24 protein-coding genes are annotated in these 24,062 nt (G+C 44.0%); 17 read left to right on the top strand and 7 right to left on the bottom strand.

The annotated features are described in order from the left end of the window. Positions 1-60: 60 nt before the first annotated feature. Positions 61-642, bottom strand: coding sequence for a GspH/FimT family pseudopilin (locus ACM0P2_RS13330; protein ID WP_159120287.1), 582 nt, complete (start codon positions 640-642; stop codon positions 61-63). A gap of 460 nt (positions 643-1,102) precedes the next feature. Between ACM0P2_RS13330 and nadE the strand changes: the two genes are divergently transcribed. Then, a complete protein-coding gene (gene nadE, locus ACM0P2_RS13325; protein ID WP_120961304.1) occupies positions 1,103-1,939 on the top strand; it encodes an ammonia-dependent NAD(+) synthetase in 837 nt (278 codons plus the stop codon). Between the two features lie 2 nt (positions 1,940-1,941). Then, complete coding sequence (locus ACM0P2_RS13320; RefSeq protein WP_105931694.1) at positions 1,942-2,280, top strand: P-II family nitrogen regulator; 339 nt, start codon at positions 1,942-1,944, stop codon at positions 2,278-2,280. 88 nt (positions 2,281-2,368) lie between these two features. Here ACM0P2_RS13320 and ACM0P2_RS13315 read toward each other — a convergent pair whose 3' ends face one another. Beyond that, entirely contained in the window at positions 2,369-2,854 is a 486-nt protein-coding gene (locus ACM0P2_RS13315) for an FKBP-type peptidyl-prolyl cis-trans isomerase (protein ID WP_159120286.1), read from the bottom strand. Between the two features lie 78 nt (positions 2,855-2,932). Then, positions 2,933-3,979 carry a YgfZ/GcvT domain-containing protein gene (locus ACM0P2_RS13310; RefSeq protein ID WP_419226698.1) on the bottom strand — a complete coding sequence of 349 codons (1,047 nt, stop codon included), beginning with the start codon at positions 3,977-3,979 and terminating at the stop codon, positions 2,933-2,935. Positions 3,980-4,167: 188 nt separating this feature from the next. Between ACM0P2_RS13310 and ACM0P2_RS13305 the strand changes: the two genes are divergently transcribed. The 3 genes from ACM0P2_RS13305 to ACM0P2_RS13295 are packed head-to-tail and all read left to right on the top strand — an operon-like array spanning position 4,168 to position 5,815. Next, on the top strand, positions 4,168-4,419 hold the full coding sequence (locus ACM0P2_RS13305) for a succinate dehydrogenase assembly factor 2 (RefSeq protein ID WP_159120284.1): 252 nt from the start codon (positions 4,168-4,170) through the stop codon (positions 4,417-4,419). 52 nt (positions 4,420-4,471) lie between these two features. Then, positions 4,472-4,936 (top strand): hypothetical protein, encoded by a 465-nt coding sequence (locus ACM0P2_RS13300; protein WP_419226697.1) that lies wholly within the window; start codon positions 4,472-4,474, stop codon positions 4,934-4,936. 3 nt (positions 4,937-4,939) lie between these two features. After that, positions 4,940-5,815 carry a MaoC/PaaZ C-terminal domain-containing protein gene (locus ACM0P2_RS13295; RefSeq protein WP_419226696.1) on the top strand — a complete coding sequence of 292 codons (876 nt, stop codon included), beginning with the start codon at positions 4,940-4,942 and terminating at the stop codon, positions 5,813-5,815. Between the two features lie 203 nt (positions 5,816-6,018). On the opposite strand, the gene nadB is transcribed toward ACM0P2_RS13295, so the two are convergent. After that, positions 6,019-7,704, bottom strand: coding sequence for an L-aspartate oxidase (gene nadB / locus ACM0P2_RS13290; RefSeq protein ID WP_419226695.1), 1,686 nt, complete (start codon positions 7,702-7,704; stop codon positions 6,019-6,021). A gap of 196 nt (positions 7,705-7,900) precedes the next feature. On the opposite strand from nadB, the gene rpoE reads away from it, so the two are divergent. The 10 genes from rpoE to ACM0P2_RS13240 all read left to right on the top strand — a co-directional run bounded on the left by rpoE (position 7,901) and on the right by ACM0P2_RS13240 (position 17,328). Then, positions 7,901-8,479: an RNA polymerase sigma factor RpoE gene (gene rpoE / locus ACM0P2_RS13285; protein WP_105931700.1), complete on the top strand. Its 579-nt coding sequence runs from the start codon at positions 7,901-7,903 to the stop codon at positions 8,477-8,479. 99 nt (positions 8,480-8,578) lie between these two features. Further along, on the top strand, positions 8,579-9,163 hold the full coding sequence (locus ACM0P2_RS13280; protein ID WP_419226694.1) for a sigma-E factor negative regulatory protein: 585 nt from the start codon (positions 8,579-8,581) through the stop codon (positions 9,161-9,163). Positions 9,164-9,343: 180 nt separating this feature from the next. After that, the gene (locus ACM0P2_RS13275) at positions 9,344-10,477 is read left to right on the top strand and encodes a MucB/RseB C-terminal domain-containing protein (protein ID WP_419226693.1); all 1,134 of its coding nucleotides are present in this window, start codon (positions 9,344-9,346) and stop codon (positions 10,475-10,477) included. 11 nt (positions 10,478-10,488) lie between these two features. Then, positions 10,489-10,935, top strand: coding sequence for a SoxR reducing system RseC family protein (locus tag ACM0P2_RS13270; protein ID WP_419226692.1), 447 nt, complete (start codon positions 10,489-10,491; stop codon positions 10,933-10,935). 313 nt (positions 10,936-11,248) lie between these two features. Then, a complete protein-coding gene (gene lepA, locus ACM0P2_RS13265) occupies positions 11,249-13,045 on the top strand; it encodes a translation elongation factor 4 (protein ID WP_419226691.1) in 1,797 nt (598 codons plus the stop codon). Continuing rightward, a complete protein-coding gene (lepB, locus tag ACM0P2_RS13260; protein ID WP_159120278.1) occupies positions 13,045-13,947 on the top strand; it encodes a signal peptidase I in 903 nt (300 codons plus the stop codon). Before lepA ends, lepB begins: the two co-directional genes overlap by 1 nt. After that, positions 13,947-14,633: a ribonuclease III gene (rnc, locus tag ACM0P2_RS13255; protein WP_419226690.1), complete on the top strand. Its 687-nt coding sequence runs from the start codon at positions 13,947-13,949 to the stop codon at positions 14,631-14,633. Before lepB ends, rnc begins: the two co-directional genes overlap by 1 nt. 19 nt (positions 14,634-14,652) lie before the next feature. Next, positions 14,653-15,564, top strand: a complete 912-nt coding sequence (era, locus tag ACM0P2_RS13250) for a GTPase Era (protein ID WP_159120297.1) — start codon at positions 14,653-14,655, stop codon at positions 15,562-15,564. Between the two features lie 269 nt (positions 15,565-15,833). After that, a complete protein-coding gene (gene pdxH, locus ACM0P2_RS13245; protein WP_419226689.1) occupies positions 15,834-16,472 on the top strand; it encodes a pyridoxamine 5'-phosphate oxidase in 639 nt (212 codons plus the stop codon). A gap of 55 nt (positions 16,473-16,527) precedes the next feature. Beyond that, positions 16,528-17,328 carry a TatD family hydrolase gene (locus ACM0P2_RS13240; protein WP_419226688.1) on the top strand — a complete coding sequence of 267 codons (801 nt, stop codon included), beginning with the start codon at positions 16,528-16,530 and terminating at the stop codon, positions 17,326-17,328. Between the two features lie 18 nt (positions 17,329-17,346). On the opposite strand, the gene ACM0P2_RS13235 is transcribed toward ACM0P2_RS13240, so the two are convergent. After that, entirely contained in the window at positions 17,347-18,021 is a 675-nt protein-coding gene (locus tag ACM0P2_RS13235) for a hypothetical protein (RefSeq protein ID WP_419227706.1), read from the bottom strand. Between the two features lie 148 nt (positions 18,022-18,169). Here ACM0P2_RS13235 and serB point away from each other — a divergent pair, with 148 nt between their 5' ends. After that, on the top strand, positions 18,170-19,159 hold the full coding sequence (serB, locus tag ACM0P2_RS13230) for a phosphoserine phosphatase SerB (protein ID WP_419227705.1): 990 nt from the start codon (positions 18,170-18,172) through the stop codon (positions 19,157-19,159). 134 nt (positions 19,160-19,293) lie between these two features. Here the strand turns inward: serB and ACM0P2_RS13225 are convergent, their stop codons facing one another. Beyond that, entirely contained in the window at positions 19,294-21,819 is a 2,526-nt protein-coding gene (locus tag ACM0P2_RS13225) for a PilZ domain-containing protein (RefSeq protein ID WP_419226687.1), read from the bottom strand. A 188-nt stretch (positions 21,820-22,007) separates the two neighbouring features. Here ACM0P2_RS13225 and radA point away from each other — a divergent pair, with 188 nt between their 5' ends. Further along, positions 22,008-23,375: a DNA repair protein RadA gene (radA, locus tag ACM0P2_RS13220; protein ID WP_159120272.1), complete on the top strand. Its 1,368-nt coding sequence runs from the start codon at positions 22,008-22,010 to the stop codon at positions 23,373-23,375. A gap of 140 nt (positions 23,376-23,515) precedes the next feature. Here radA and ACM0P2_RS13215 read toward each other — a convergent pair whose 3' ends face one another. Beyond that, on the bottom strand, positions 23,516-23,923 hold the full coding sequence (locus ACM0P2_RS13215; protein ID WP_159120271.1) for a PilZ domain-containing protein: 408 nt from the start codon (positions 23,921-23,923) through the stop codon (positions 23,516-23,518). Between the last annotated feature and the right edge of the window lie 139 nt (positions 23,924-24,062).

Here is a 24,062-nt window from a genome sequence, read left to right as displayed (position 1 = left end):
GCTATACCAATCCGTATAGATAATTATCCATTGAATGTTAGTGTTTTAAAAAAGTGCTCATTAGCTGCACGTTAAATCATTACCAGCAAGGTCTTCTTTTGCTCCATCACCATCGCTATCTACAGCGACAGATATTCTGCCATAAAGCGACAGTAAAAGTGCTGACGCATAGTCAGTATCGCCATCATTGGGGCAAAGGGTGATGGTAGCGGCATTGTCGATACCGCCCTGTTCATTAAATACTAAGCTGCCGCTAATACCGTATAAAGTGTTGGCGGCATTGAGAGGGTCACTTGCAACGATCAAATCTTCGTTATTATCTCGGGTACTGTTGCCATTAACATCGATGAACACCATTTTGGCATCTCGCCAGTTGTTTGTGCAGGCGGTGTAATCAGCTGTGGGGCACAACACCACGTTAGTTTGCTCATCTACAGCAGTAAACCGGGCACGCTGAGCAACAGCGCTCAAATTGTTTAAATCAGCAGTAATTCTATTTTTGATAAGTATATTTTGTATACCTGGCGCAACCGTCGTTAATATTATGGCGAGAACAGCGACAGCCACCAGCATCTCTAACAGGGTCAGCCCTGTTTGCTTTGAGATTTTGCGACGATAATTTTTTTGCTTTTTGTTAATCATTTTAAAACGTTATCTGCCAATATTTTGCTATTCAACGGGAATGCCTTTTGTTTGCCTTTTTGTGGGTTTAACACTTGATTCATCTTATCTGTCAAGGCTTACCGCGTTTCCATAGAGATAGTTTGAAGGCTTAGTCCAACGTTTCTAAGTGTTTCTATCTTCAATGTAATGAAATCAAAAGGTAATAAGGCGTAAATGACCTATATTTTAGGGTAAACTAAAAAACAACGGCAATGGTATGTTTTACTGTGCTATCGCATCGTTGACCATACGCCTTATGGTTAATGAGGCTTCAAATAACATGCCTAGCCTTCATCATAATATAATAGGGATGGCTTGACCTTTTAGCAGTTGGTCAGGTCAATGTCTTTCTAATACGGGTGACGATAACACTAACATCCAAAGTGATATTGTCGTAGAATCAAGTTCCAGGACGCCTTAAAAATACGTGGATATTATAATGCAAAAACAAGCAGTTATTGATGAAATGAAAGTGCTGCCTGAAATTGACGTGGAATACGAAGTCGCACGTCGAGTCTCTTTTATAAAGAAGCAGTTGCTTACATCCGGTTTGAATTCTTTGGTACTTGGTATCAGTGGGGGAATTGATTCGTGCACATTGGGCCGTCTCGCTCAATTAGCCGTGAATGAATTGAACGAAGAGCATCACGAGAGCTATCAATTCATTGCAGTTCGTTTGCCTTACGATACGCAAGCGGACGAAGAAGACGCACAAAAATCTATCGACTTTATCCAACCTACGCATTCCGTTGCTGTAAACGTAAAGCCTGGTGCAGATGCCATTCATGCCTCAACGGCTGAGGCGCTATCCAATGCAGACCTTCTTCCTTCAAGCGAAGCAAAGCAAGACTTTGTCAAAGGAAATGTTAAAGCGCGCACTCGCATGGTTATTCAATATGAAATTGCGGGTATGGTTGACGGCTTAGTATTAGGTACCGATCACTCGGCTGAAAATATTACAGGGTTTTATACTAAATACGGAGATGGTGCTTGTGATCTGGCACCACTTTTTGGCTTAAGTAAGCGCCAAGTGCGTGCAGTGGCAGCCCATTTAGGTGCGCCGCACAATGTGATTACCAAAGCTCCCACCGCTGATTTGGAGAGTCTTTCTCCGCAAAAGGCGGATGAACAGGCGCTAGGAATGTCTTACGACCAAATCGATGACTTTTTGGAAGGTAAGCCCGTTTCTGCAGAAGTGGAAGAGAAATTGCTCTATATTTATGAGCGCACACAACATAAACGTGTGCCAATTCCAACAATTTACGATGAGTTGTAGTCATGAAAAAAATTGAAGCTATCATTAAACCGTTCAAAATGGACGATGTTAGGGAAGCGCTAGCTGAAGTCGGTATCGCAGGGATGACCGTGTCTGAAGTTAAAGGTTTTGGCCGCCAGAAAGGTCATACCGAGCTTTATCGCGGTGCAGAATACCAAGTTGACTTCCTACCGAAAATTAAAATTGAACTAGTGCTAGACGATGACAGGGTTGAGCAAGCCGTGGAAGCTATTCAGTCTTCAGCAAAAACAGGCAAGATTGGCGACGGAAAGATATTTGTTTACAGCGTAGAGCAGGCTGTGCGTATTCGTACTGGTGAACAAAACGAAGACGCGATTTAAAAGTTAGTGCTTACTGTGCATGAAAAAGGGAGCCAATTGGCTCCCTTTTCTTTATGCGCATTGGTATAAAAGCGAATGATCAAACATTTTAGTGGTCGTGCCCGCAACCGCCTTCACCATGAACATGACCATGTTCAAGTTCTTTTTGCGTTGCTTCACGTACATCAACAACTGATACATCGAACGTAAGTGGAATACCCGCTAGCGGGTGGTTTCCGTCTACAACTACTTCGTCATCAGTAGTTTCGATAATAATGACCGATTGCTCCCCCTGGGGGGTAGTAGCGCGGAAAGACATACCTACTTCAACATCCATCCCTTCAAACATTGAGCGAGGAACGGTTTGCACCAATTCATCAGCTCGCTCTCCATATGCTTTCTCGGGCTCTACAGATACATTAAAGCTATCGTCTTTTGTTTTGCCAATAAGTGCATCTTCAAGGCCTTCGATCAAAAAGCGGCGACCTAAAAGCACTACCAGTGGTGATTTCCCTTCTGAAGAGTCTAGCGTTGTGCCGTCTTCGGTTGATACGGTGTAGTGTAGCGTTACAACGCTGTCAGAAGTAATTGTCATAACAAATCCTATCTTGGCCTTATTGTTAAACTTGTTTCAGAATATAAGGCAGTAAATAAAAAGCAGCAAAACTGCTGCTTAGCGACGTTTTTTCACAATATTGCTAGCTTGTTGCTCAATACTGTACGGCAAGCTATTAGGGTAACAGGTAATAGCGTTATTATCAGCCAGTCTGTGTAAATCTTCAGAAGTAGTGTCGTTGTTAAGTACGGCGATAAACCATGTTTCGCTCTCTAATGCCGCCACTTTAATAACTTTACCGGCAACGCGCCAATTATCCCCCAGTTGCTTTTCTAGGCTGTCTCCGGGCTTTACAGAGACATGTCCTTTAAGCTTAAAACTGTACGCGGCTCGCTTGTTTTTGCCTAAAAAGCGGGTTCTAGCAACGACCTCTTGACCCATATAGCAGCCTTTATCAAAATCGATACCGTTGAGAGCCTGTACGTTGATCATTTGCGGAACATATTCGCCTATTGCTTCACTATCGAGCATAGGATGCACGCTTTCAATTTGAATTGCGTCGAATACAGTGTGCGAAAAACAAGGAAGTGAGTGGGCACCTATGTTTTCTTCAAACCGGTCAATCGCGTCTTTAATTAGAATCAGTACAAAGCCCTCGCGGCTTGTATTTGCAGTGAATATCACGCCTTGTTCACTTTCTACTTTTTGAAGTGTACTTGCTTTGCTCTGACTTGAACCAAATAGTTTTTCTAGTTCATCAATTCCAAAAAGCTCACAAAGCAATGTTTGCGTATTGCTGTTTTTAGCTGCGTCAGACGAAATAAAATAGGCATTATAACAAGGCGTGTCGTCTACTATATCGACTTTGGAAAAGACGCCATATTTATTGAGTTGCGCCAAAGATTGGTTACCCGCATCGGCATTAGTAAGTAATAACAGCTTGCTTGCATGTCTAGTCACATAGCCTGTCGCCCACGTTTTACCCTTGTTGTCACAATGGGCAAAATGCCTCGCTGTCACCTTGTCCAGCTTGTTAATATTCACTGTGATTTGACCGTGCAGGTAGCTGTCGGCTTGCTCACCTTCAAGAGAAATAATCATTGAGCCGGAAAGCTCAACCATAAATTCGTTAGGTAGGTCGTTTAACGATGCGATAGAGGTCATAGTCACCACTTATAAAATTTCGAGTCTGTTTCCAAAGTATGGCATAACCACCATTATTCAAGGGCAAGGCTACTAATTCTGTATAGATTAAGTTCTATTTAGTTTTCGCATCAGACCAAAAGAGCAGTGATCCCCACACTCTCGCCATGGTATTATTGTCAGTAAATAATAAGTGGTAAGGATGACAAATGTTTGAACCAAAAAGATTAGCGAGATTAAAATGGGCTTGCCGTCGGGGTATGCTGGAACTAGATGTGCTGCTACTACCTTTCGTTGAAGAGGCGTTTGAATCTCTTAGCTACGATGAGCAAGAAACATTTGAGCGGTTACTTACAAGCGATGACCCAGACCTATTTGCATGGATAATGGGTCATCAAAAGTGCGAAGATCCCGAGTTAGCCGCTATGGTCGCGACCATCGTAAATCGTGTCAAAGTATAGAATAAACATAACCTCTAACAAATATAGACCTTTATTGGGGGAGGCATGTGTAGTGCTTGTTTTTTGCGCAGCATTGTTTAGTCTCCCTTACAATATCTCAACCTGGGTTAACCTTACTGCTACTTTTGCAATTACCGCTGTAGCGACGCTTATTTGGTTGTCATGGCGTCTTTGGTATGCGCTTAGTAATAACAATAATCCTGTTCAATACGCTATCTCGCTTACGAACGAAGGCGTTATTCGGGTTATCGATGACGAGAGGACTACATTACCAGGCGCCGCTCACCAAACCTTCGATAACGCGGGAACTGACGGTATTTCGATGAAAATTCATCATACTTCACAGCTTTTCTCTTGGGGGCTCTGTATTAAGGTACTTCGTCGTAAGCGTAAGTGGTTTGAAAAAGACTACAGTCACTTAGGTTGGATATTGAAAGGAGAATGCTGCGAAGCAGATTACAGGCGCTTAGCAAGAGCTATTATTTTTGCTAGAAAAGCAACGAATTCAAGGAATTAATAGATGTTTCGTGAGTATACAAAAGCGTTGTTTAAACGCGTGGATGCACGACAGTTAATGCAATTTAAGCCGCCAACGCTGCCACAGCGTATCTACACCAATACTCTTAAGATAGATAATGCGCATTACTGTGCGTTTTGCCAAGAGGTAGACTGGCCGGCGAGTGAACATCCTCACCCCCTCTACTTGCAGATGTTGTCGCTGCCGTTGCAAATGCAGTGCTTATTAGACAAAAAAAGTCCATTTCCTTTGCTAGGCCTCATTCATGCGGCTAATAAAGTGTCAATTATCGAGCACGTCGATTTAAGCGAGCCTGTTGAATGTCGCGTACGCTTTCATGACGTAAGGCCGCATAATCGCGGATGGGAAGTCGACGTTATGCTTGAGGCGCTCCAATCTGGGCAACTTGTGTATAGGTCCATAAGCATTTATTTAGTCAAAATCAAAGCAGTCCACGTTGCGCCCTTGGTCGCTAGAAAAGAAGTACATGAAGACTGTGACATGCAAGATAGAGAGCTTATCGAAGCGCTTAGCGTAAATGTGAATACAGGTCGTCGATACGCTAAATTATCAGGTGATTATAATCCCATTCATTTATCCCGTATTTCAGCAAAAGTATTCGGGTTTAAACAGCCTATAGCACATGGTATGTGGACATTGTCTCGTGCAATATCGTCGTTCGTTAGTCATCAAGAAGACGCAGAATCTCTACAAGTGGAAGAGGTGACCTGCCGCTTTAAAAAACCTGTTTTCTTACCAAACGAAATTCATATTCATCAGCATTGTAGAACCCAAACTCACGCGTTGCTTGATGTTACAGACCGCGATGATAACAACACACATTTATCGGCAAGTGTAAGTTTCTCTGCCAAGTCTTAGCTGTTCGTCGGACAAGGCACTTGGTAAAGCGTGTTGAAGACGTGTGTGTCGTGTTTAGAGATACCGACAACCGCCTCTTACCATTAAAACAAACGTAAATGGGCTTATCGGGCGCAAATAAAAAGAGAGCACTATTTTGTGCTCTCTAGGGCCTGAATACACGGGCATATAGCCTTAGCGCCACGTCTTAAACTTTGTGTTTTTCATTCAGCGTCATTAAAGCTGTCTTGAGTAATTAACGAACCTACATCACTACCTGAAAGCTGCTTTCTTGGAGTCAGAACAGTAGGCTTGGGATTATCCAGTTGTTCAGGATGGTCTAGATTGAAGTGTAGTCCACGACTTTCTTTTCTCTCCATGGCGCATCGCACAATGAGCTCTGCGACAGTAACAAGATTGCGCAGCTCTAGTAGGTTATTGCTTACTCTAAAGTGAGAGTAGTATTCGGTAATTTCTTGCTCTAACAGTTTAATTCGTCGCATAGCGCGTTCAAGGCGCTTGTCTGTACGCACAATGCCAACGTAATCCCACATAAATAGCCTTAGTTCGTGCCAGTTATGTTGAATAATGACTTCTTCGTCAGAGTTAGATACCTGACTTTCGTCCCAAGGCGCGATGGATTCCTCGCAGTCAGCGCTTGGTAACTTCTTTAAAATGTCTTCAGCAGCGGCGCTAGCAAACACCACGCACTCTAACAGAGAGTTAGATGCCATGCGGTTTGCTCCGTGCAGCCCTGTGTAGGCTACTTCACCAATTGCATAAACATTGTTTAAGTCTGTTTTAGCGTTAAAGTCTGTCATAACGCCGCCGCAACTATAGTGGGCTGCTGGGACAACGGGGATGGGTTCGCGGGTAATATCTATGCCAAGTGAACGGCACTTCCGATAGATATTGGGGAAATGTTTAACGATAAAGTCAGCGGGCTTATGACTGATATCTAAGTACATGCAGTCAGCGCCCAATCGCTTCATTTCATAATCTATTGCCCGGGCTACTACATCACGAGGGGCAAGGTCGCCGCGCTCATCAAATTTGTGCATAAAGCGCGTGCCATCAGCGTGACAAAGGTTAGCACCTTCGCCCCGTAAGGCCTCGGTAATCAAAAAGTTGCGAGCTTGCGGATGATATAAACATGTAGGATGGAACTGATTGAATTCCATATTGGCAACGCGACAACCTGCGCGCCACGCCATTGCGATGCCATCGCCACTAGAAACATCTGGATTAGACGTATATTGGTAAACCTTACTGCCACCGCCCGTTGCTAATGCAACAAATGGCGCGCGAATAACCTCTACATGCTCTTGTTGCCTGTTCCAAACGTACGCGCCCACAACACTATTTTTCTCTTCTCTAGAAGGGATGAGGTCAATTGCATTATAGCGTTCGAATACATGAATATTTGGATGTGTGGATACCGCATCATTCAAGGTGATTTGAAGTGCTTCACCGGTTGCATCTGCGGCGTGAAGAATTCGTCTGTGGCTATGACCCCCTTCACGGGTTAAGTGAAAGCGCTCTTCACCCGACTCGTTTTTCTCTGTGTCAAACGGTACGCCATAACCAATCAGCCATTCAAGAGAAGACTTGGCTCGCTCTGCGGTAAATCGCACTGCCGGCTCCTCGCAAAGGCCTGCACCGGCTGCTAGGGTATCAGTAACGTGAGCATCGATGGAATCTTGCTCATCAAATACTGCCGCAATGCCACCTTGGGCATAACGTGTAGAGCCTTCGTTTCTGTCACTCTTACTCAGCACGATAACCTGACAATGGTCAGCAAGCTTGAGTGCAAGGCTTAATCCTGCCGCGCCGCTCCCAATAATCAATACGTCACAACGGTGTTCTATTGCATTTGATGTGGAAGTTAGTGAAGACGATACAGATTTCATGTATTTTTATATCAATCCAAACGAGCAAAGGTTCGGCAAGTCTAAAGGATGAAAAGCAAAACACAATCATTCTTGGCCTCTGTCTTAATCATTTTTTCAAATATTTAATACTTTTACCGAACTTTTAAGAAAAGAACGCGTCTACACCCATGCTTGTTAGAGCTATGTGTAGTTGAAGTAGGGAGTAATGGCTCGAATGAGCGAGCAGATAACCGACCAGCAACTGGTTGAAAAAGTACAGCGTGGCGATAAAAATGCGTTTAATTTGTTGGTAACTCGTTACCAGCACAAAGTAATGCATCTCGTCTCTCGCTATGTGAAAAATACCGGTGACGTGGCAGATGTAACGCAAGAAGCGTTCATTAAAGCCTATCGTGCCTTACCTAACTTTCGTGGCGACAGTGCATTTTACACTTGGCTTTATCGCATCGCGGTAAATAGCGCCAAGAATTATCTTGTATCTCAAGGTCGTAAGCCACCGGCCAGTGATGTTGATGCCGATGAGGCTGACTTCTATGAAGGTAGTGACGCACTTAAAGAGCAGTCGACACCGGAGAGAAGTTTACTCTCTGAAGAATTAGAGGAAACGCTCTTTAAAGTCGTGGAGAAGCTGCCTGACGATTTACGTATGGCAATTACACTTCGCGAAATTGAAGGGCTTAGTTACGAAGAAATTGCAAATGTAATGTCGTGCCCTGTTGGAACCGTGAGATCGCGTATTTTCAGGGCTCGTGAAGCGATAGATAAAGTTATTCAGCCGTTGTTAGAGAATTAAAGAAAAAGAAAATCAAAAAAAGATGAACTTTCTTTTTTACGAGATGACTAACAGCTGTGTTAGGGTAGTTAATGATCAAATTGATCTGGAAATGAATATATGACGCAACAGCAAGAAAAATTGTCCGCATTCATGGATGGTGAGATAGAAGGCAATGAAATCATCGATGCAATAAAGCATGATGAGGCGCTTCAAGCCAAATGGAAACGTTACCATGTATATCGCGGTGCAATGCGTAAAGAAGCAAGCGTTGCTCCACAACTTGATATTACAGCAAGCGTAGCCGCGGCACTTGAAAACGAGCCAGCTATAGTGGCACCAAAACGCTCCCGTTGGGCATCAATACCTTTGATTGGAAACGTTGTTCCATTTGCAAAGCAATCTGGCCAATTTGCGGTAGCGGCTTCGGTAGCTGTAGCGGTTATCTTTGGTGTTCAATACTCCAATCAGGATGCACCAACAGAGCCGTTCATGACGGCGCCGACAATCGCCCCTCAAGGCGGTTTGGCACCAGTCAGCCTGGAGCAAACTCGTGCATTGCCGCGCAACGACATGAATGAAGTCCTTGAGAAAAAGCGTAAGATAAATGCGCTAATTGCTGACCATGAACAGCAAATAAAACTCAAGCAAGCGCAAGAAGACGAGAACGAAAGTAACGCAAGCGGCCCGAAGCGACCTCAATAAGTTAAATTGGTAAGCTAAATTGTGCATCATGTTTTTGATGCCGTTGCTTCTCGACTAGCGAGTCAGTCATAGTATTTGGAAAAACGCGCTGTTGCGAGAGCTTGACTGACCGCAATACGGTTTTATATTTTAATCATACCAGCATATACTGCTGGTATGTTTGTTTTAAGGCGGGAAAAAATGCGCTTTAGTTCCATCCTTGCACTTTTTTTCATTTCGGGCGTTGTTATTCAACCAGCATTTGCCCAATCGGTTTCTTCCAACCAAGGAACTCAGTCATCTGATACTGTTACTCAACCTTCTCCATCGGAAATACTCGGTGAAGAGCCTAATAAGCAAAGCCTTCAAAACGACGAAGCGGATAACGGACGTGAAGAACGTCAACCTGATGAGCAAACCGAGTCAGTGAGGCGAGCAGACGTGCCACAATCGGCAAGCCAATGGCTCGCTGAGCTGCAGAACATCATCACTAATGCCAACTTTCAGGTGTCATTTGTTCAAACAGTTGCGGGTAAGGAAACCATTCCTTATCTGTGGCGCCATGGAATTATGGAAGACGGTTCAGAACTAGAACAGTTAAATCTTCAAAATGGTCCGGGTAGAGAGTTAATTCGCGTCAATGACGTGGTAAGCGTGTTTGAACCTGACGTGCAACCATACAGTTTGCGGTCTAAACATATTAACGGTCCCATACCTAGTGCGCTTCTTTATCACCCAGAACAGCTGTCAGACGCTTATGAATTTGTGGCGGTGGGAAGAGCAAGGGTCGCAGGTCGTTCGGCTCAGCAAATTCGTATAGTGAGTCGAGACAACACTCGCTTTGGCTATCAACTATGGCTAGACGAATCGTCAGGTATGTTGTTGAAGCTAAATATGCTCGATTTGCAGGGTGGGCTTTTGGAGCAAATTCAAGTTACTGCATTTGCTATATCACCGTCGCCCGCAGAGTATTTTTCACGAATTAACTCTGCGTCTTTACCCCCACCGATGGCCCTAAGCAACACGCCCATGCGTCCACACAGTTGGGATGTGACCTACTTGCCAGCGGGAATGAGAGAGATTAAGCAAGATACAAGACGACTGGCATTAACGGGGCAGGTGGTAGAGTATAAACTTTTCTCAGATGGTCTGGTCGATGTGTCTGTATATGTTCAGCCGGCCGATGACGCATTAGGTGAAACGTTGGCATTACGTAATGAAGTTAGTACGTTTCTAACGCTTACAGATGGCAAGGCGCAAGTGACTGTAGTGGGTGAGATACCCCTTCAAACAGCTAACGCTATTGCAAATTCTTTAAGACCAGTCACAAATTAGCACCAGTATTAATGATTAAAGAAACAGCTATGGTAATTGCGATCGATGGAGATAGTGTTACCGTTGAAGCAGCGATAAAATCTACTTGCAACGCTTGCCAAGCGCAAAGTGACTGTGGCACGGGAGTTATCTCTCGCGCCATTGCGCCGAAAACTCAACAGTTGACATTACGAACCCCGATGACGGTACATGTGGGGCAAAAAGTTATTGTCGGTATACCTGAAGCCGGTATCTTAAGTGCGTCGGCGTGGTTATATTTATTACCATTGATAACTTTTATGGGCGCATATTCAGCCTTTATGTCAGTGCTAAGCAGTACAGCTATCGCTCATGAATTGTGGGCGACTATTCCTAGTGCCTTCACCACCTTCGTAGTTTATAAGCTTATCGCATACAAGCTAAAACGGGTTGAAAGCACCAAGTATCAACCCGTATTGCTTGGAACATCAGACGTTTAATTGTTTATATGCTTTTTTTATATCAGGGTACATCGGTCTGGAATCTGTGCATTTAGCAAGATGCTTGTTACTAAGAAAATGAGTGTTGTGTAGCGCAGTGTCATACCTTTTTGGGTAAGTAACGCAGGCAGTTGCTATCTTTGGTGTTTGTTAATTTACGCATTCTTTAACCGTAGCCTACTAATTTTCTACATGGTGATTCGCTTTTCGCTTGAGAAATGGGTAAAATCCGCACGCGCTGCGTATAACCCTTGAAGCAAGGCAAGCAGCATTTTTTGTTTAATGAATTTTTCTGCAGGTAATTTCCAGCATTATGCAACAATCGCACATTCGTAATTTCAGTATTATCGCCCACATTGACCACGGTAAGTCTACGCTGTCAGACCGTTTAATCCAGCACTGTGGAGGGCTAACAGATCGCGAAATGGCTGAGCAGGTCCTCGACTCTATGGACCTGGAAAAAGAGCGCGGTATTACTATCAAAGCGCAAAGCGTGACACTGAACTATGAAGCCCGTGATGGTGAAACTTATCAGCTGAACTTCATCGATACTCCTGGGCACGTCGACTTCACCTATGAAGTTTCTCGTTCACTTGCCGCTTGTGAAGGTGCGCTTTTGGTGGTTGATGCGGGTCAGGGCGTAGAAGCACAAACATTGGCAAACTGCTATACCGCAATCGAGATGGATATGGAAGTAGTGCCGGTGTTAAATAAAATCGACCTGCCACAGGCCGAGCCAGACCGTGTTGCAGAAGAAATTGAAGATATTGTTGGTATCGATGCTCTTGACGCTGTGCGCTGCTCAGCGAAAACCGGTATCGGTATTGAAGATGTACTTGAAGTTATTGTAAATAAGATCCCACCGCCAGGGGGCGATCGCGAAGCGCCGCTTAAAGCACTTATTATCGATTCTTGGTTTGACAACTATCAGGGTGTTGTCTCGTTGGTACGCATTATGGAAGGACAGCTGACCAAAAAAGATAAGATTCAAATCATGTCGAACGGGCAGACACACCAAGTTGATAAAATTGGTGTATTTACGCCTAAGCCTCTGGATACAGGTGTATTGAGAGCAGGAGAAGTAGGCTTCATTATTGCCGGGATTAAAGATATTCAAGGTGCGCCGGTGGGCGACACCATTACATTGGCTCGCGATCCCGCTGATGCCATGTTACCCGGGTTTAAAAAGGTCAAGCCTCAGGTTTACGCCGGTATTTTCCCAATAAGCTCGGATGACTACGAAGATTTTCGTGACGCCCTCGCGAAGCTTAGCCTAAACGATGCATCGCTTTTTTATGAGCCAGAAAGCTCTGCGGCGCTCGGCTTTGGTTTCCGTATTGGATTCCTTGGCATGCTACACATGGAAATTATTCAAGAACGCTTAGAACGTGAGTATGACTTAGGCCTCATCACTACTGCGCCTACGGTAATCTACGAAGTAGAAACGACAAAAGGCGAAATACTTACCGTTGATAGTCCAGCAAAGCTGCCGCCGGTTAATGATATCGCTGAAATTCGAGAGCCTATGGTTGAAGCTAATATTCTTGTACCGCAAGAATATTTAGGTAACGTCATTACCCTTTGTATTGAAAAGCGCGGTATGCAAACCAACATGACATACCACGGTAAACAAGTAGCAGTAACTTACGAACTGCCTATGGCTGAAGTGGTACTTGATTTCTTTGACCGCTTAAAATCGACCAGCCGTGGCTTCGCGTCATTAGATTACAATTTCAAGCGCTTCCAGACATCAGACATGGTGCGTGTAGATATTCTTATCAACGGTGAGCGCGTAGACGCACTCGCAGTGATTACCCATAGAGAAAACTCTCAAGGCCGTGGACGTGAGTTAGTTGAAAAGCTTCGTGAGCTTATTCCACGTCAGATGTTCGATATCGCTATTCAAGCGGCTATTGGTAACCACATTGTTGCAAGAAGTACAGTAAAGCAGTTGCGTAAGAACGTTATCGCGAAGTGTTATGGCGGTGACGTAAGCCGTAAGAAGAAGCTACTTCAAAAGCAGAAAGAAGGTAAAAAGCGAATGAAGCAAGTGGGTAATGTTGAATTGCCACAAGATGCGTTCCTTGCAGTTCTTAAGGTAGGTAAATAATGGCAAATTACTTCTCTTTGATTTTGGTGGCACTCACCTTAATAACAGGATTAATCTGGCTAGTGGATAGCCTGGTGTTTGCGCCAAAGCGAAAAGCACGTTTACAGGCTGCGGCTACCGCAGAAGGAGCGGGCTATGGAGAAGACCCTCAACTGCCGTACTTAGTTGATACCTCACAACAGATTTTCCCTGTTATCGCGTTCGTTTTGGTATTGCGCTCATTTTTGTATGAACCGTTTCAAATCCCTTCAGGCTCAATGATGCCCACGCTATTGGTGGGTGACTTTATTTTGGTTGAAAAGTTTGCCTACGGCGTGAAAGACCCGGTTTTCAGAAGCAAGCTTATTGAAACCGGTGTGCCAGAACGCGGCGATGTAGTGGTTTTTAAATACCCTGAAGACCCGTCAATTGACTACATCAAGCGAGTAATTGGCCTACCAGGTGATACCGTGGTTTACCAAAATAAACAGGTTTATATCAAACCTAAATGCGAGTCTGGTAACAACTGTGCGAAACTTAAGGCAGTACCGCTTACGTTCCAAGAACGAGGTGAGTTTGTACAAGATATGGCGCAGTTAATGCGTTACACCGAAGATTTAGGCACAGTAGAACACGACATTTTACGCCACCCGGTGCGCGAGATATCACCGGTTAATTTTTACACTCAGCCGGGCACGCGGAGCAACGAGTGGATTGTGCCAGAAGGTCAATATTTCGTGCTGGGTGACAATCGCGACAATAGCCGTGACAGTCGTTTCTGGGGGTTTGTACCCGATGCGAATTTGGTCGGAAAAGCGGTAGCGATCTGGATTTCATTTGAATTTGAGCGTAACCCTGCAGATTTCTTACCGACGTGGGTGCCCACAGGTATTCGATTTGAGCGAGCAGGTGGCATTCATTAATGCAGGGAATTGATAAATATCGTCGTCTATATAAGGCGATAGGCTATACGTTTAACAATGAAGCTTTACTGGAGCAGGCGCTCACTCATCGAAGTGCGGCAAAGCAGCACAACGAACGTTTAGAGTTTCTGGGCGATGCCATCCTAGGTATGATTGTTGGGGAAACCTTGTTCAAACGTTTTCCAGCGGTGCCTGAAGGAAAGCTTACCAGAATGCGTTCAACCTTGGTCAAAGGGGAAACGCTAGCGGAGTTAGCTAAAGAAGCGAGCGTGGGAGAGTTGCTGAACCTTGGTCCTGGCGAGCTTAAAAGTGGTGGGCATCGCAGAAGTTCAATATTAGCCGATGCCGTTGAAGCCATTTTAGGGGCAATTTACTTGGACTCTGGTATGGATGAAGTCCGTTGCGTCATTGACAGACTGTGGGAAAGTCGTATCAACAAATTAGACCCGAACGCGCACCCTAAAGACAGCAAGACACGCCTTCAAGAGTTTTTGCAAGGGCGTAAGCAGTCGCTACCGACCTATGAGGTGCTGTCAATTTCGGGCAAAGATCACGCGCAAACATTTGAAGTGAGCTGCAAAGTAGAAAGCCTTTCTGAAGCAGTCGTGGCGTCTGGCAATAGCCGTCGTAAAGCAGAACAAGAAGCTGCTCGTTTAACATTGGAGAAGCTTGATGACAACGCATAATGAATCAGATTTGCCAGAAATGCCAGATATCCAAACACGCTGTGGTTTAGTGGCTATTGTTGGTCGGCCAAATGTGGGTAAGTCAACCTTGCTTAATCGTTTGCTGGGCCAAAAAGTAAGTATTACTTCTCGCAAACCGCAAACTACCCGACATCGTATTTTGGGTATCGACACTGACGGTGAGTATCAAGCGATATATGTTGATACGCCAGGCCTTCATCAAGACGAAAAACGCGCCATTAATCGCTATATGAATCGTGCGGCATCCAGTTCACTTGCCGAAGTTGGTCTTGTATTATTCGTCGTAGAAGGCGACCGTTTTACTGCCGACGATGAAATGGTGTTAAACAAAGTGAAGCAATCAAACCTTCCTTGCTATCTTATCGTAAATAAAATGGACAAGGTGGAAGATAAAGAAAACTTCATGCTCCATCTTAAAAAACTCGGCGAAAAGCACGGGTTTGAGCATATGATCCCGATTAGTGCAAAACAGAATAAAATGGTCGACGAAATAAGAGAGCTTGTTGCCAAATCTCTGCCAAAAAGCGAGTTCTTTTTTCCTGAAGACTACATCACCGACCGTTCTAGTCGCTTTATGGCGGCTGAAATAATCCGTGAAAAACTCATGCGGTTTACGGGCGACGAATTGCCATACTCAACTACCGTTGAGATAGAACAATTTAAGATGGCTGAAAATGGGGTGTACCGCATAAGTGGCCTTATTCTGGTTGAGCGTGAAACGCAAAAACGCATGATTATCGGAAAAGGCGGAAAGCATTTGAAAACCATTGGTGAGCATGCCCGTAAAGACATGGAAAACTTGTTTGACAACAAAGTGTTCCTAGAGCTCTGGGTTAAGGTTAAGCAAGGTTGGGCAGACGATGAGCGTGCATTACGCTCGCTTGGTTACGGCGACGACAGCAACTTTTAGTTTAAGATTATACTGTCTTTATAACGCTAGTTAGCTGTAACTGGCGTTGTATTAGAAATTATAGTCAGTCAGCATTTTTGTTTAGCTGTTTAGCTGTTTAGCTGTTTAGCTGTTTAGCTGTTTAGCTGTTTAGCTGTTTAGCTGTTTAGCTGAATGGCTTTTGGCAACTACCTTAGTAAAATGCGCCGATGTAAGTATTTACACGGTTATTTACGTATTCGGTTTTAAAAGCACTCGCAGGCGAAATAACCTTTTTTCAGGAGCGGTATATGGCAATTTCAGATATGCGCAGGCAGTACTCAAAGGGCAGTTTGAGTGAGTCAGATATTACTTCAAATCCGTTTACCTTATTCGATAAATGGCTGAAAGATGCTATCGACGCGGGCATTCCCGATCCGACAGCAATGACGGTGGCCACCGTTGATGCCAGTGGTCAGCCTTCTCAACGTATTGTCCTTTTGAAAGATGTGAGCGAAAAAGGTTTTGTGTTTTTCACAAATTTAGGCAGCCGCAAAGCACAAGAGTTATCCGTCAATCCGAAAGTATCATGCCATTTTCCATGGTTTTTTATGGAACGGCAGGTAAGAGTATGCGGAAGCGTCGATAAGCTTTCTGTATCTGAGAACGCAGCGTACTTTTTCTCTCGGCCTAAAGACAGTCAGCTTGCCGCCTATGCTTCAAAACAAAGTAAGCCTATTGGCAGTAGAGAATTATTGCTTACCCAGTTCAAGCAGCTAAAAGATAAATTTGCCAATAAGGAGCTTCCTGTTCCCGATTTTTGGGGTGGCTTCAGAATTGTGCCTCACCAAATTGAATTCTGGCAGGGTGGGGAAGACAGGCTACACGATCGTTTTGAGTACAATAAAACTCAAGAAGGAACGTGGACTACACAGCGTTTAATGCCATAAGCGAGAAGTGCGTAAGGCTCAAGCGCTATGAGGCGTACCTTGAGGTATTCACGTTATGATAGATAGTCACTGTCACCTAGATCTACTCGCCTCGGGCAAAAATCTAGAAGTGGTGTTGGATAGCGCAGTATCCAATGGTCTATCGAGGATAATGGCGCCAAGTGTTCATCCTGAATCTTGGCGTGAGCTTCAAAATATAGCAGATCAATATCGAAACATTATCCCAATTGATAGTGCTCTTGGACTTCATCCTTATTTTCTTGACGCAAACGACGCTCTTCCGTCAGACAAGATTATATCTCATCAACTATCTTTACTTGAAGAAGCAGCGTTAGCTCGTCATGCATCGGTAAAAGCTATTGGTGAAACGGGGGTTGATGGACACATTGATACACCCGTAAAGCTTCAGCAGCGGGTCTTCAATGCGCACCTGGCCCTTGCCGAGCGCATATCCTTACCCATTATCGTCCATCACAGAAAGAGCCATCACTTACTGCTTGAATGCTTCAAGCAATCTAATTATCAAGGTATTGGCGTAATTCATGCGTTTTCTGGCAGTGTAGAAGTAGCAAAAGGCTATATCGAGCGTGGTTTTTATTTAGGCATTGGTGGCACAATCACCTATGAACGGGCAAAAAAAACGCGACAAACGTTGGGCTATTTGCTGGAGCACCACATTGACAAACTACTTCTTGAGACAGATGCGCCGGATATGCCAATGTGCGGACGTCAGGGAGAGCCCAACGAACCTGGTTATCTCACAGACGTGGTAGACGCGATAAGCAAACTCTATAGCGTAGAAAAAAGTGAGGTAATAGCAGCCACAACACGCAATTATTTTCGCTTATTTGGATAGCACTTATTTGAAGAACACTTATTCTCTGATTTTCACATGCTTCTTTTTAGATTCTATGACTTGGATAAACCAAGGTCTGGACTTGTAAAAAGCCCTTGTGAGATAAACGCCTAATAGCAGCGCGAGAAACACTAAAATACCTGCGATAAGTGCCAGCTGATATCGCAATGTGAGCGGGCTTTCCAATACGGCCTGAGTATCGATATGGATATTTACATAGCCTAGCAAGTTACCTTCTTTATCTGTAATCATACCAATGTAAGTAAGCGGCGTAACGCGCTGAGATTGGCTTAATTCAACCACGCTGTTTATTTTAGGTAAGGGGGCAATATAACGTCCGTCCTTATCAAAAACAGCCAAGGCCAATATATGCGGCTCATCAACCAACACTGAGGCAACGGCCTCTATATAGTCTCTTTGGTTTTGAGAAGCACCGACAAGAGACGCAGAATTAGCCAGATCTTCAGCAATAAATGCCGGCTGTAAAAGTTTTGCATATTGTCTTGCTATACTTTCACCAGAGTAGCGGGTTTGAACGGTCAACCAGTCGCTTTGATATTGCTGAAACAACAGTAGCAATACAACAATTAGCGCAAACACTGTGCTTACTATCAACGTGTGAAAAAGTCTTTTTAGCGCGGTATATAATGAATGAGCGTCATTTTTATTATACGTTGCCGCTTTATTAAGCACATCGTCCAATTCGTATTTCCATAAAGTCTTTGCGTTTTCCTAACAGTAGGGGAATTCTAAATAATTTTAAAGATGATATTTTATTAGTTAGCCTAATTAGTTAGCATTGGGGTATCTTTTGCTTACTTTTGCAGTTTCTGTTTTCACCATGAAAAACACACTTTTCTCGACGCTCAATGACCACAACTCGCACACTGCCTCTTCGCTTTCACAGGTCGTTGGCTCTTCACACAATAACATGACGTTTACTCACACTCTAACTGTGATTGGTCAAGCCGTTACTCCTTACTTGATAGAGGGTGTGCTAAATAAACTGAAAGATGTGTTTACCCCCACAAGTTTAGCTTTTCATCATCTACATCAATGCTTAGGTGAAGACGTCATCGAAATTCGCGGTACGCTCCCTAGCACCGAACATGAAAATATCAATATTAAGCCACTTTTAGGTGACGTGTCCTCTTCCTACAATCTAGATATAGGTCTACAAGCATCTCGTCCATCTCTTTCTATCCCAGGTTTGTTAGTAATGGATATGGACAGCACAGTGATTGCGATTGAGTGTATTGATGAAATAGCGAAACTGGCTGGTGTAGGAGAACAGGTTGCGGAAGTGACCGCGAAAGCCATGCGCGGAGAAATTGCGTTTAATGACAGTTTGACACACCGCGTAGCGTGTTTAGAAGGGGTGGCGGTTTCCCACCTTGATCAAATCCGCGATAGCATTCCAATTATGCCTGGGATCCAAAGCTTGCTGACCGAGCTTAAGAAAAATCATTGGAAACTCGCTATAGCATCGGGGGGGTTCACATTTTTCGCAGATCATTTAAAGCAAAGACTCGGTCTTGATTTTGCAATATCGAACACGCTCGCCATTGAAGGTGATAAGCTCACCGGAAAAGTAGAAGGTGAAATCGTTAATGCTGATGTTAAAGCCAGAACGGTTAAGACGCTGGCTGACAAGTGGGAAATCCCAATTTCTCAAACGGTAGCTATGGGTGATGGCGCTAACGACTTAGTCATGATGGCGGAATCAGCGTTAGGTGTGGCGTGCCACGGTAAGCCGCTGGTTAACGAAAAAGCGGATGTGGCCATACGTGTTGGCAGTTTACACAGTCTGCTTTACTTCCTAGATAAATAGGGCTCTGTTAATTTTTGCTGGTTTTGCGTTTTTGTTCAACAGAGCCAGCTGGAGGAGAGTGCAGAAAACTACGGGTCCTTCAGTTGGAGCAACTAGCGAGCACACAGCAGTTAAATAAAATAGCAAGCGTGCCCTTAGGCATTGCTCAAAATAACCTGCGTAGGAGTTACGCTCTTTAGGGTTTTATTTGCGGTAATGTCTTCTCTTGAGAAGCCATATCTAATTAGCACTTCGTCTGTTACATCGACAAGGTGAGAGCAGGCAGCAAAACTCCATAGCTTTTTCTCTAGTTCACGAGCGCGATGCACGGCATACATGGTGACATAGTTAATTTCAGTTTGAAGCAAACTCATATCAGGTTTCCCCGTAGTCGTTAACATCACGTGAATCGCTATGAACTGGCCACGGGTCATAGCATCTCGTATAAATGCCCGACGCTGCTCGTTGCTTTCAAACTTATCAGAGTAGCGAGGAATTATTGCCATGCGAGGGTCTTTTTGGGATGCATCGAAGGAAATAAAAAGCTCCTGGCGTAGCGGCATATTTTCAAGCTTAACGGCTTTAATCCCACTTTGTACGAAAGGCGAGTCTTGTTTTCTATCTCTGAACAAAAACTCTAAATTAACTTTGCCTCGCTCGGCATATTGCGTGGTTAAATTTGTAACCCTCTCATCTTGCTTTCCAATTATGCAAGCCTGAGGTGTATAGCGAACGCCCTCTTTGCTCATCAAAAATGATAGAGAAGTCGCATTTCTAGCGTTGATGCAGCGAAGAGCTTGACCAATACCTGGGACTATTTCTTCATCACTCTCAACTTTTAAACTGGCTTTGTTCTTTTTAATGAGTTCTTCAAAAAAAGCGCGAGCGGATTTTCCTTCGTCGCCGGGCATGGTTTTTAAATGCAAAATGTTCTTATCTACGTTGTGATAAATAACTTCATATTGCAGGTGCATTACGTCGAAAGAGCTAGCAATTTCTTGGAGGCGAGGGAAGGCCACTTCTACCTTACCTTCTAAGTTTCCTTTATATTCTTTGCTCAGCTCAATTCTTAAACCTAAACCGTGAACTGAAATATCTTCACTGACACCAGTGTGAACCGTATCTTCATCGTTAAAGCGAGCTTCAACTTGGGTTCTTAGTTGATATCGGCTTTCAATGCGTTGTTCTTCGTATTTAAACCGTACTATTTGAATATTAGATGGGGCGCGATTACGTGGATGACCGAAATGACGCAAATGAGTAAGATCGCTACGGTTAAACTTAAACTCATTGTAAGTTTCTTGACCGGTCACCGAAGTCACGTCCGTGATGTGAGCCAAATAACGTAAACTTTTAAGTTTTGACATCAATCTCGCCGAAGGCGGTGAGTTAAGTTTTTTAACTTTACTACCTACCGAATCCGGAATTGAAAGAGGAATATGAGCCTGTTCGGGATTCATGTCGGTCAGTGTAACTTTGAACACTCGCCAGCTCGCTTTCCTTGAGCCAAACCCCAGAAAAACGCGAAAAAGCATATCTTTTTGCATGAGCTCTTCAAAAGAGGCTGAGTAAAAATAAACTTTCTCGCTATGCAAATGGGTAAAGCTGAATATGAAAATTTCACGAGCTTCTTCAGACATGCTGAGAAGTCGAGCAAGGCGCTCTTGCGTTAAAAGAAAATTCAATCTGCAGACGCCTTCTTCATCTTGCCAGTACTGAACGGTTTCTCTATTCACTTCGTTGGCCATGGCAAAGCGTGGTATAAGCGAATTATTTATCGCATCTATGAATACAGGAAGCGTTGGACTGCGCGGAGAGAAAAATTGTTCACACGTTTTACTGGTGATCGCCTCAACGGTATTGTTCATATTCACTTTATATCGGCGTTTATTACCGTGAATAAAGCTTTCTAGAAATTTATCGAAAGCAGGGTTTGGAAGTTCTTTATCTCTTTGTAGCGCTAAATAGTTGATATCGTTTTTGGCTATTATTTTAACGAGCTTATAAGCAATGCCATTTTTCTTATCCATGGCAAACTCGTTTTCCAAACCTCTGAAATAGATAAAAAGCTTTTCGCCTGTTTTGAAAAACGCGTCTTTTGAAAGCTTTATTTGTAGCCCTTCAAGTGAAATATCAACACTCAAGCCTCGCATCGACTGATTTGCAGTGTTGAAAATTTCAACGGCCACAGCAAAGTTCATTCGCTCCGTGTTGCGCTGACTGTAATCTAGAAGATTGACGGTGGGGACTTTAAATTGTTCTAACACGGCAGAGCGTTTTTTGGCTGTAGGGTTATCTTTGTCTGCGATTTCCTGTGCTAACTCTTTTTCCCGCAACAATCGAAAGTTGTTTTCAGTATTCTGGACCGCCTCGTAAACGCCATAAGTGTAGCGACCAAACACGCGCAGTTGCTCTTCGAACTTATCGACAGCAAGATCATCCATGTAGTGGCTTCGACCTTCATGCACATACTTTCTGCACTTGCCATCTACATGCCCTCTCAAATCAATGGTGCGCATACATGGCTTTGCTAAACGCTTCACTTCCATTTTTACTAAAAAACGTTTTTCCTTGGGCACATCTGCGGCAATTTGAAGCAACACTTGGTTAAACTCAGGCTCGTTAACCATGGGCTTTAACTGTTCAATTATATCAGCGTATTGCTTTAAATCTTGACTCATGAAGGCGCAACTTTACTCTTAGTTTTCATTATTTTAGTTTTTATCGGCCAATCAGAAAAACACATTAACCCATAAAGTTATAATACTTTTGGCTAAAATCATGAGTATAGCTAGGGGTTAGGTTTCTGATTAATTCCCTTTTATAGCATGTTAGAATACTCTTTTTAGTCTTTGGATAATACTGGAATATGGCAAAACGTAAAACTGCTTATGTGTGTTCTGATTGCGGGGCAGAGTTTCCTAGATGGCAGGGACAATGTTCCGAGTGTAAAGAGTGGAACACAATAAGTGAGTTTGTGGTCGCAAGTGCGAAAAGTGTCGCTCGACAAACCACGTCTGGTTATGCAGGGCAAACCGCAGCTAAAATTGAAACCCTCAACGCAATTGACTTAGAGTCACTTCCGCGATTTTCTTCAACGTTTAAAGAACTCGATAGAGTACTCGGTGGCGGTATAGTTCCGGGAGCTGCTATGTTGATAGGTGGTTCGCCAGGTGCAGGTAAGAGCACGCTGCTTCTGCAAGTAATGTGTCAGATGGCCAAAAGCGAAACTGCGCTTTATGTCACAGGGGAAGAATCGCTTCAACAAGTTGCTATGCGGGCAAAGCGTTTAAACCTTCCTGATGACAAGTTGATGATGTTAGCTGAAACAAACGTTGAGACAATATGCGACTTAGCGTTGACGAAAAAACCTAAAATTATGGTTATCGACTCGATTCAGGTTATGCATGTTTCAGATGTCCAGTCTGCTCCGGGAAGCGTTTCGCAGGTAAGAGAAAGTGCTGCGTACTTAACGCGTTTTGCGAAACAAAATCACATTGCTATGTTTATTGTGGGTCATGTTACAAAGGATGGAAACTTAGCGGGTCCAAAGGTCCTTGAGCACTGCATCGATAGCTCCATGATGCTTGAAGGAGAAAGTGACGGGCGATATCGCACGTTGCGCAGTCACAAAAACCGTTTCGGAGCGGTCAATGAACTTGGTGTATTTGCTATGACCGAAAGGGGGTTAAAGGAAGTCAGCAACCCATCTGCCATTTTCTTGAGCCGCGGTGATAACGAAACGCCCGGGTCTAGTGTGATGGTAATTTGGGAAGGTACGCGGCCTTTGCTGGTAGAAATACAAGCACTAGTAGATTACTCACAAATGTCTAACCCCAGGCGCATTGCGGTTGGTCTTGATCAGAACCGGCTTTCAATGCTGTTAGCTGTGTTGCATCGTCACGGCAATGTACAAATGAACGATCAAGATGTATTTGTTAACGTGGTTGGAGGCGTGCGTGTTTCGGAAACAAGCGCTGACTTAGCGCTATTGTTAGCTATGATTTCCAGCTTTAGAAACCGCTCATTACCTAAAGAACTGATCGTATTTGGAGAAGTGGGGTTGGCGGGTGAAATACGTCCCGTTCCTAATGGAACAGAGCGCATAGTAGAAGCAGCAAAGCATGGTTTTAAACGTGCAATTGTGCCAAAAGCAAACGCACCTAAACAGCCTATTAATGGTATGCAGGTTGTGCCGGTGGCACGACTGTCTGAAGCATTAGATGCGTTAGAGTAAAGTTATTCGCATGGCCTGAAATACTGACGTTATAGAGCAAACAAGTTATTTTGTTTGGGTAAAGTGCGCCCAATAATATGCATACGAGGCTAACAATGATTTATAAGTCGTCTTTCAGTCTTGTTCAATACAGCCGCAAGCTAATGGGCGTCTTGATAAACCGCATTAACTAGCGCGTTTAAATCTTTTTCCTCAATACTCGCATCTTCGCTGTTTAAAGTAATGAGGCGGCGAAGAGCGCTAATACTCTCTACGTCCATACGCTCAACTTTGCAGCCAAGAGATACACGCTCTTTCCTGCTATCGGCATGGCGGTATAACTGTGAGATATAAAGGGTAATAACAGGGCTATCTTCGTTTGCCTGAAAAGTAGCGACGTAGGGGTCGTGGCTATCGAAAGGTAAGTTTAACAAGGCTGTTTCAGTCGCCTGAAGCTTGATGCCCTGAAGCGACACATCACTGACTATCACGTCGATACTCGTATCGTTATGTGTTAGCGTGCCGTTAACATCTAGTGATACACGTTGAAATTGGCGCTTATCTGTCATTACTTTCTCACTTGGCTTTTGTTTCCGTTGTCAGTATTGGCTAATTTGCGCGCCTTCGCAACGAATGCCACTAAATAAAAAAGGCCTAAATCACTGATTAAGGCCTTTCATATTATTGGGATATAGGTGAAACCTATCT

It is taken from the genome of Alteromonas sp. OM2203, assembly GCF_048517045.1.
GTDB lineage: Bacteria > Pseudomonadota > Gammaproteobacteria > Enterobacterales > Alteromonadaceae > Alteromonas > Alteromonas gracilis.
This window is presented reverse-complemented; position numbering and strand designations above follow the sequence as displayed.

Coding starts and splice junctions, on each gene's coding strand:
- nadE (WP_120961304.1), top strand. CDS start 1,103: ATGCAAAAACAAGCAGTTATTGATGAAATGAAAGTGCTGCCTGAAATT.
- rpoE (WP_105931700.1), top strand. CDS start 7,901: ATGAGCGAGCAGATAACCGACCAGCAACTGGTTGAAAAAGTACAGCGT.
- serB (WP_419227705.1), top strand. CDS start 18,170: ATGAAAAACACACTTTTCTCGACGCTCAATGACCACAACTCGCACACT.
- ACM0P2_RS13295 (WP_419226696.1), top strand. CDS start 4,940: ATGTTTCGTGAGTATACAAAAGCGTTGTTTAAACGCGTGGATGCACGA.
- ACM0P2_RS13240 (WP_419226688.1), top strand. CDS start 16,528: ATGATAGATAGTCACTGTCACCTAGATCTACTCGCCTCGGGCAAAAAT.
- ACM0P2_RS13320 (WP_105931694.1), top strand. CDS start 1,942: ATGAAAAAAATTGAAGCTATCATTAAACCGTTCAAAATGGACGATGTT.
- ACM0P2_RS13310 (WP_419226698.1), bottom strand. CDS start 3,979: ATGACCTCTATCGCATCGTTAAACGACCTACCTAACGAATTTATGGTT.
- ACM0P2_RS13330 (WP_159120287.1), bottom strand. CDS start 642: ATGATTAACAAAAAGCAAAAAAATTATCGTCGCAAAATCTCAAAGCAA.
- ACM0P2_RS13215 (WP_159120271.1), bottom strand. CDS start 23,923: ATGACAGATAAGCGCCAATTTCAACGTGTATCACTAGATGTTAACGGC.
- nadB (WP_419226695.1), bottom strand. CDS start 7,704: ATGAAATCTGTATCGTCTTCACTAACTTCCACATCAAATGCAATAGAA.
- lepA (WP_419226691.1), top strand. CDS start 11,249: ATGCAACAATCGCACATTCGTAATTTCAGTATTATCGCCCACATTGAC.
- ACM0P2_RS13280 (WP_419226694.1), top strand. CDS start 8,579: ATGACGCAACAGCAAGAAAAATTGTCCGCATTCATGGATGGTGAGATA.
- ACM0P2_RS13275 (WP_419226693.1), top strand. CDS start 9,344: ATGCGCTTTAGTTCCATCCTTGCACTTTTTTTCATTTCGGGCGTTGTT.
- rnc (WP_419226690.1), top strand. CDS start 13,947: ATGCAGGGAATTGATAAATATCGTCGTCTATATAAGGCGATAGGCTAT.
- era (WP_159120297.1), top strand. CDS start 14,653: ATGCCAGATATCCAAACACGCTGTGGTTTAGTGGCTATTGTTGGTCGG.
- ACM0P2_RS13225 (WP_419226687.1), bottom strand. CDS start 21,819: ATGAGTCAAGATTTAAAGCAATACGCTGATATAATTGAACAGTTAAAG.
- radA (WP_159120272.1), top strand. CDS start 22,008: ATGGCAAAACGTAAAACTGCTTATGTGTGTTCTGATTGCGGGGCAGAG.
- ACM0P2_RS13315 (WP_159120286.1), bottom strand. CDS start 2,854: ATGACAATTACTTCTGACAGCGTTGTAACGCTACACTACACCGTATCA.
- pdxH (WP_419226689.1), top strand. CDS start 15,834: ATGGCAATTTCAGATATGCGCAGGCAGTACTCAAAGGGCAGTTTGAGT.
- ACM0P2_RS13270 (WP_419226692.1), top strand. CDS start 10,489: ATGATTAAAGAAACAGCTATGGTAATTGCGATCGATGGAGATAGTGTT.
- lepB (WP_159120278.1), top strand. CDS start 13,045: ATGGCAAATTACTTCTCTTTGATTTTGGTGGCACTCACCTTAATAACA.
- ACM0P2_RS13305 (WP_159120284.1), top strand. CDS start 4,168: ATGTTTGAACCAAAAAGATTAGCGAGATTAAAATGGGCTTGCCGTCGG.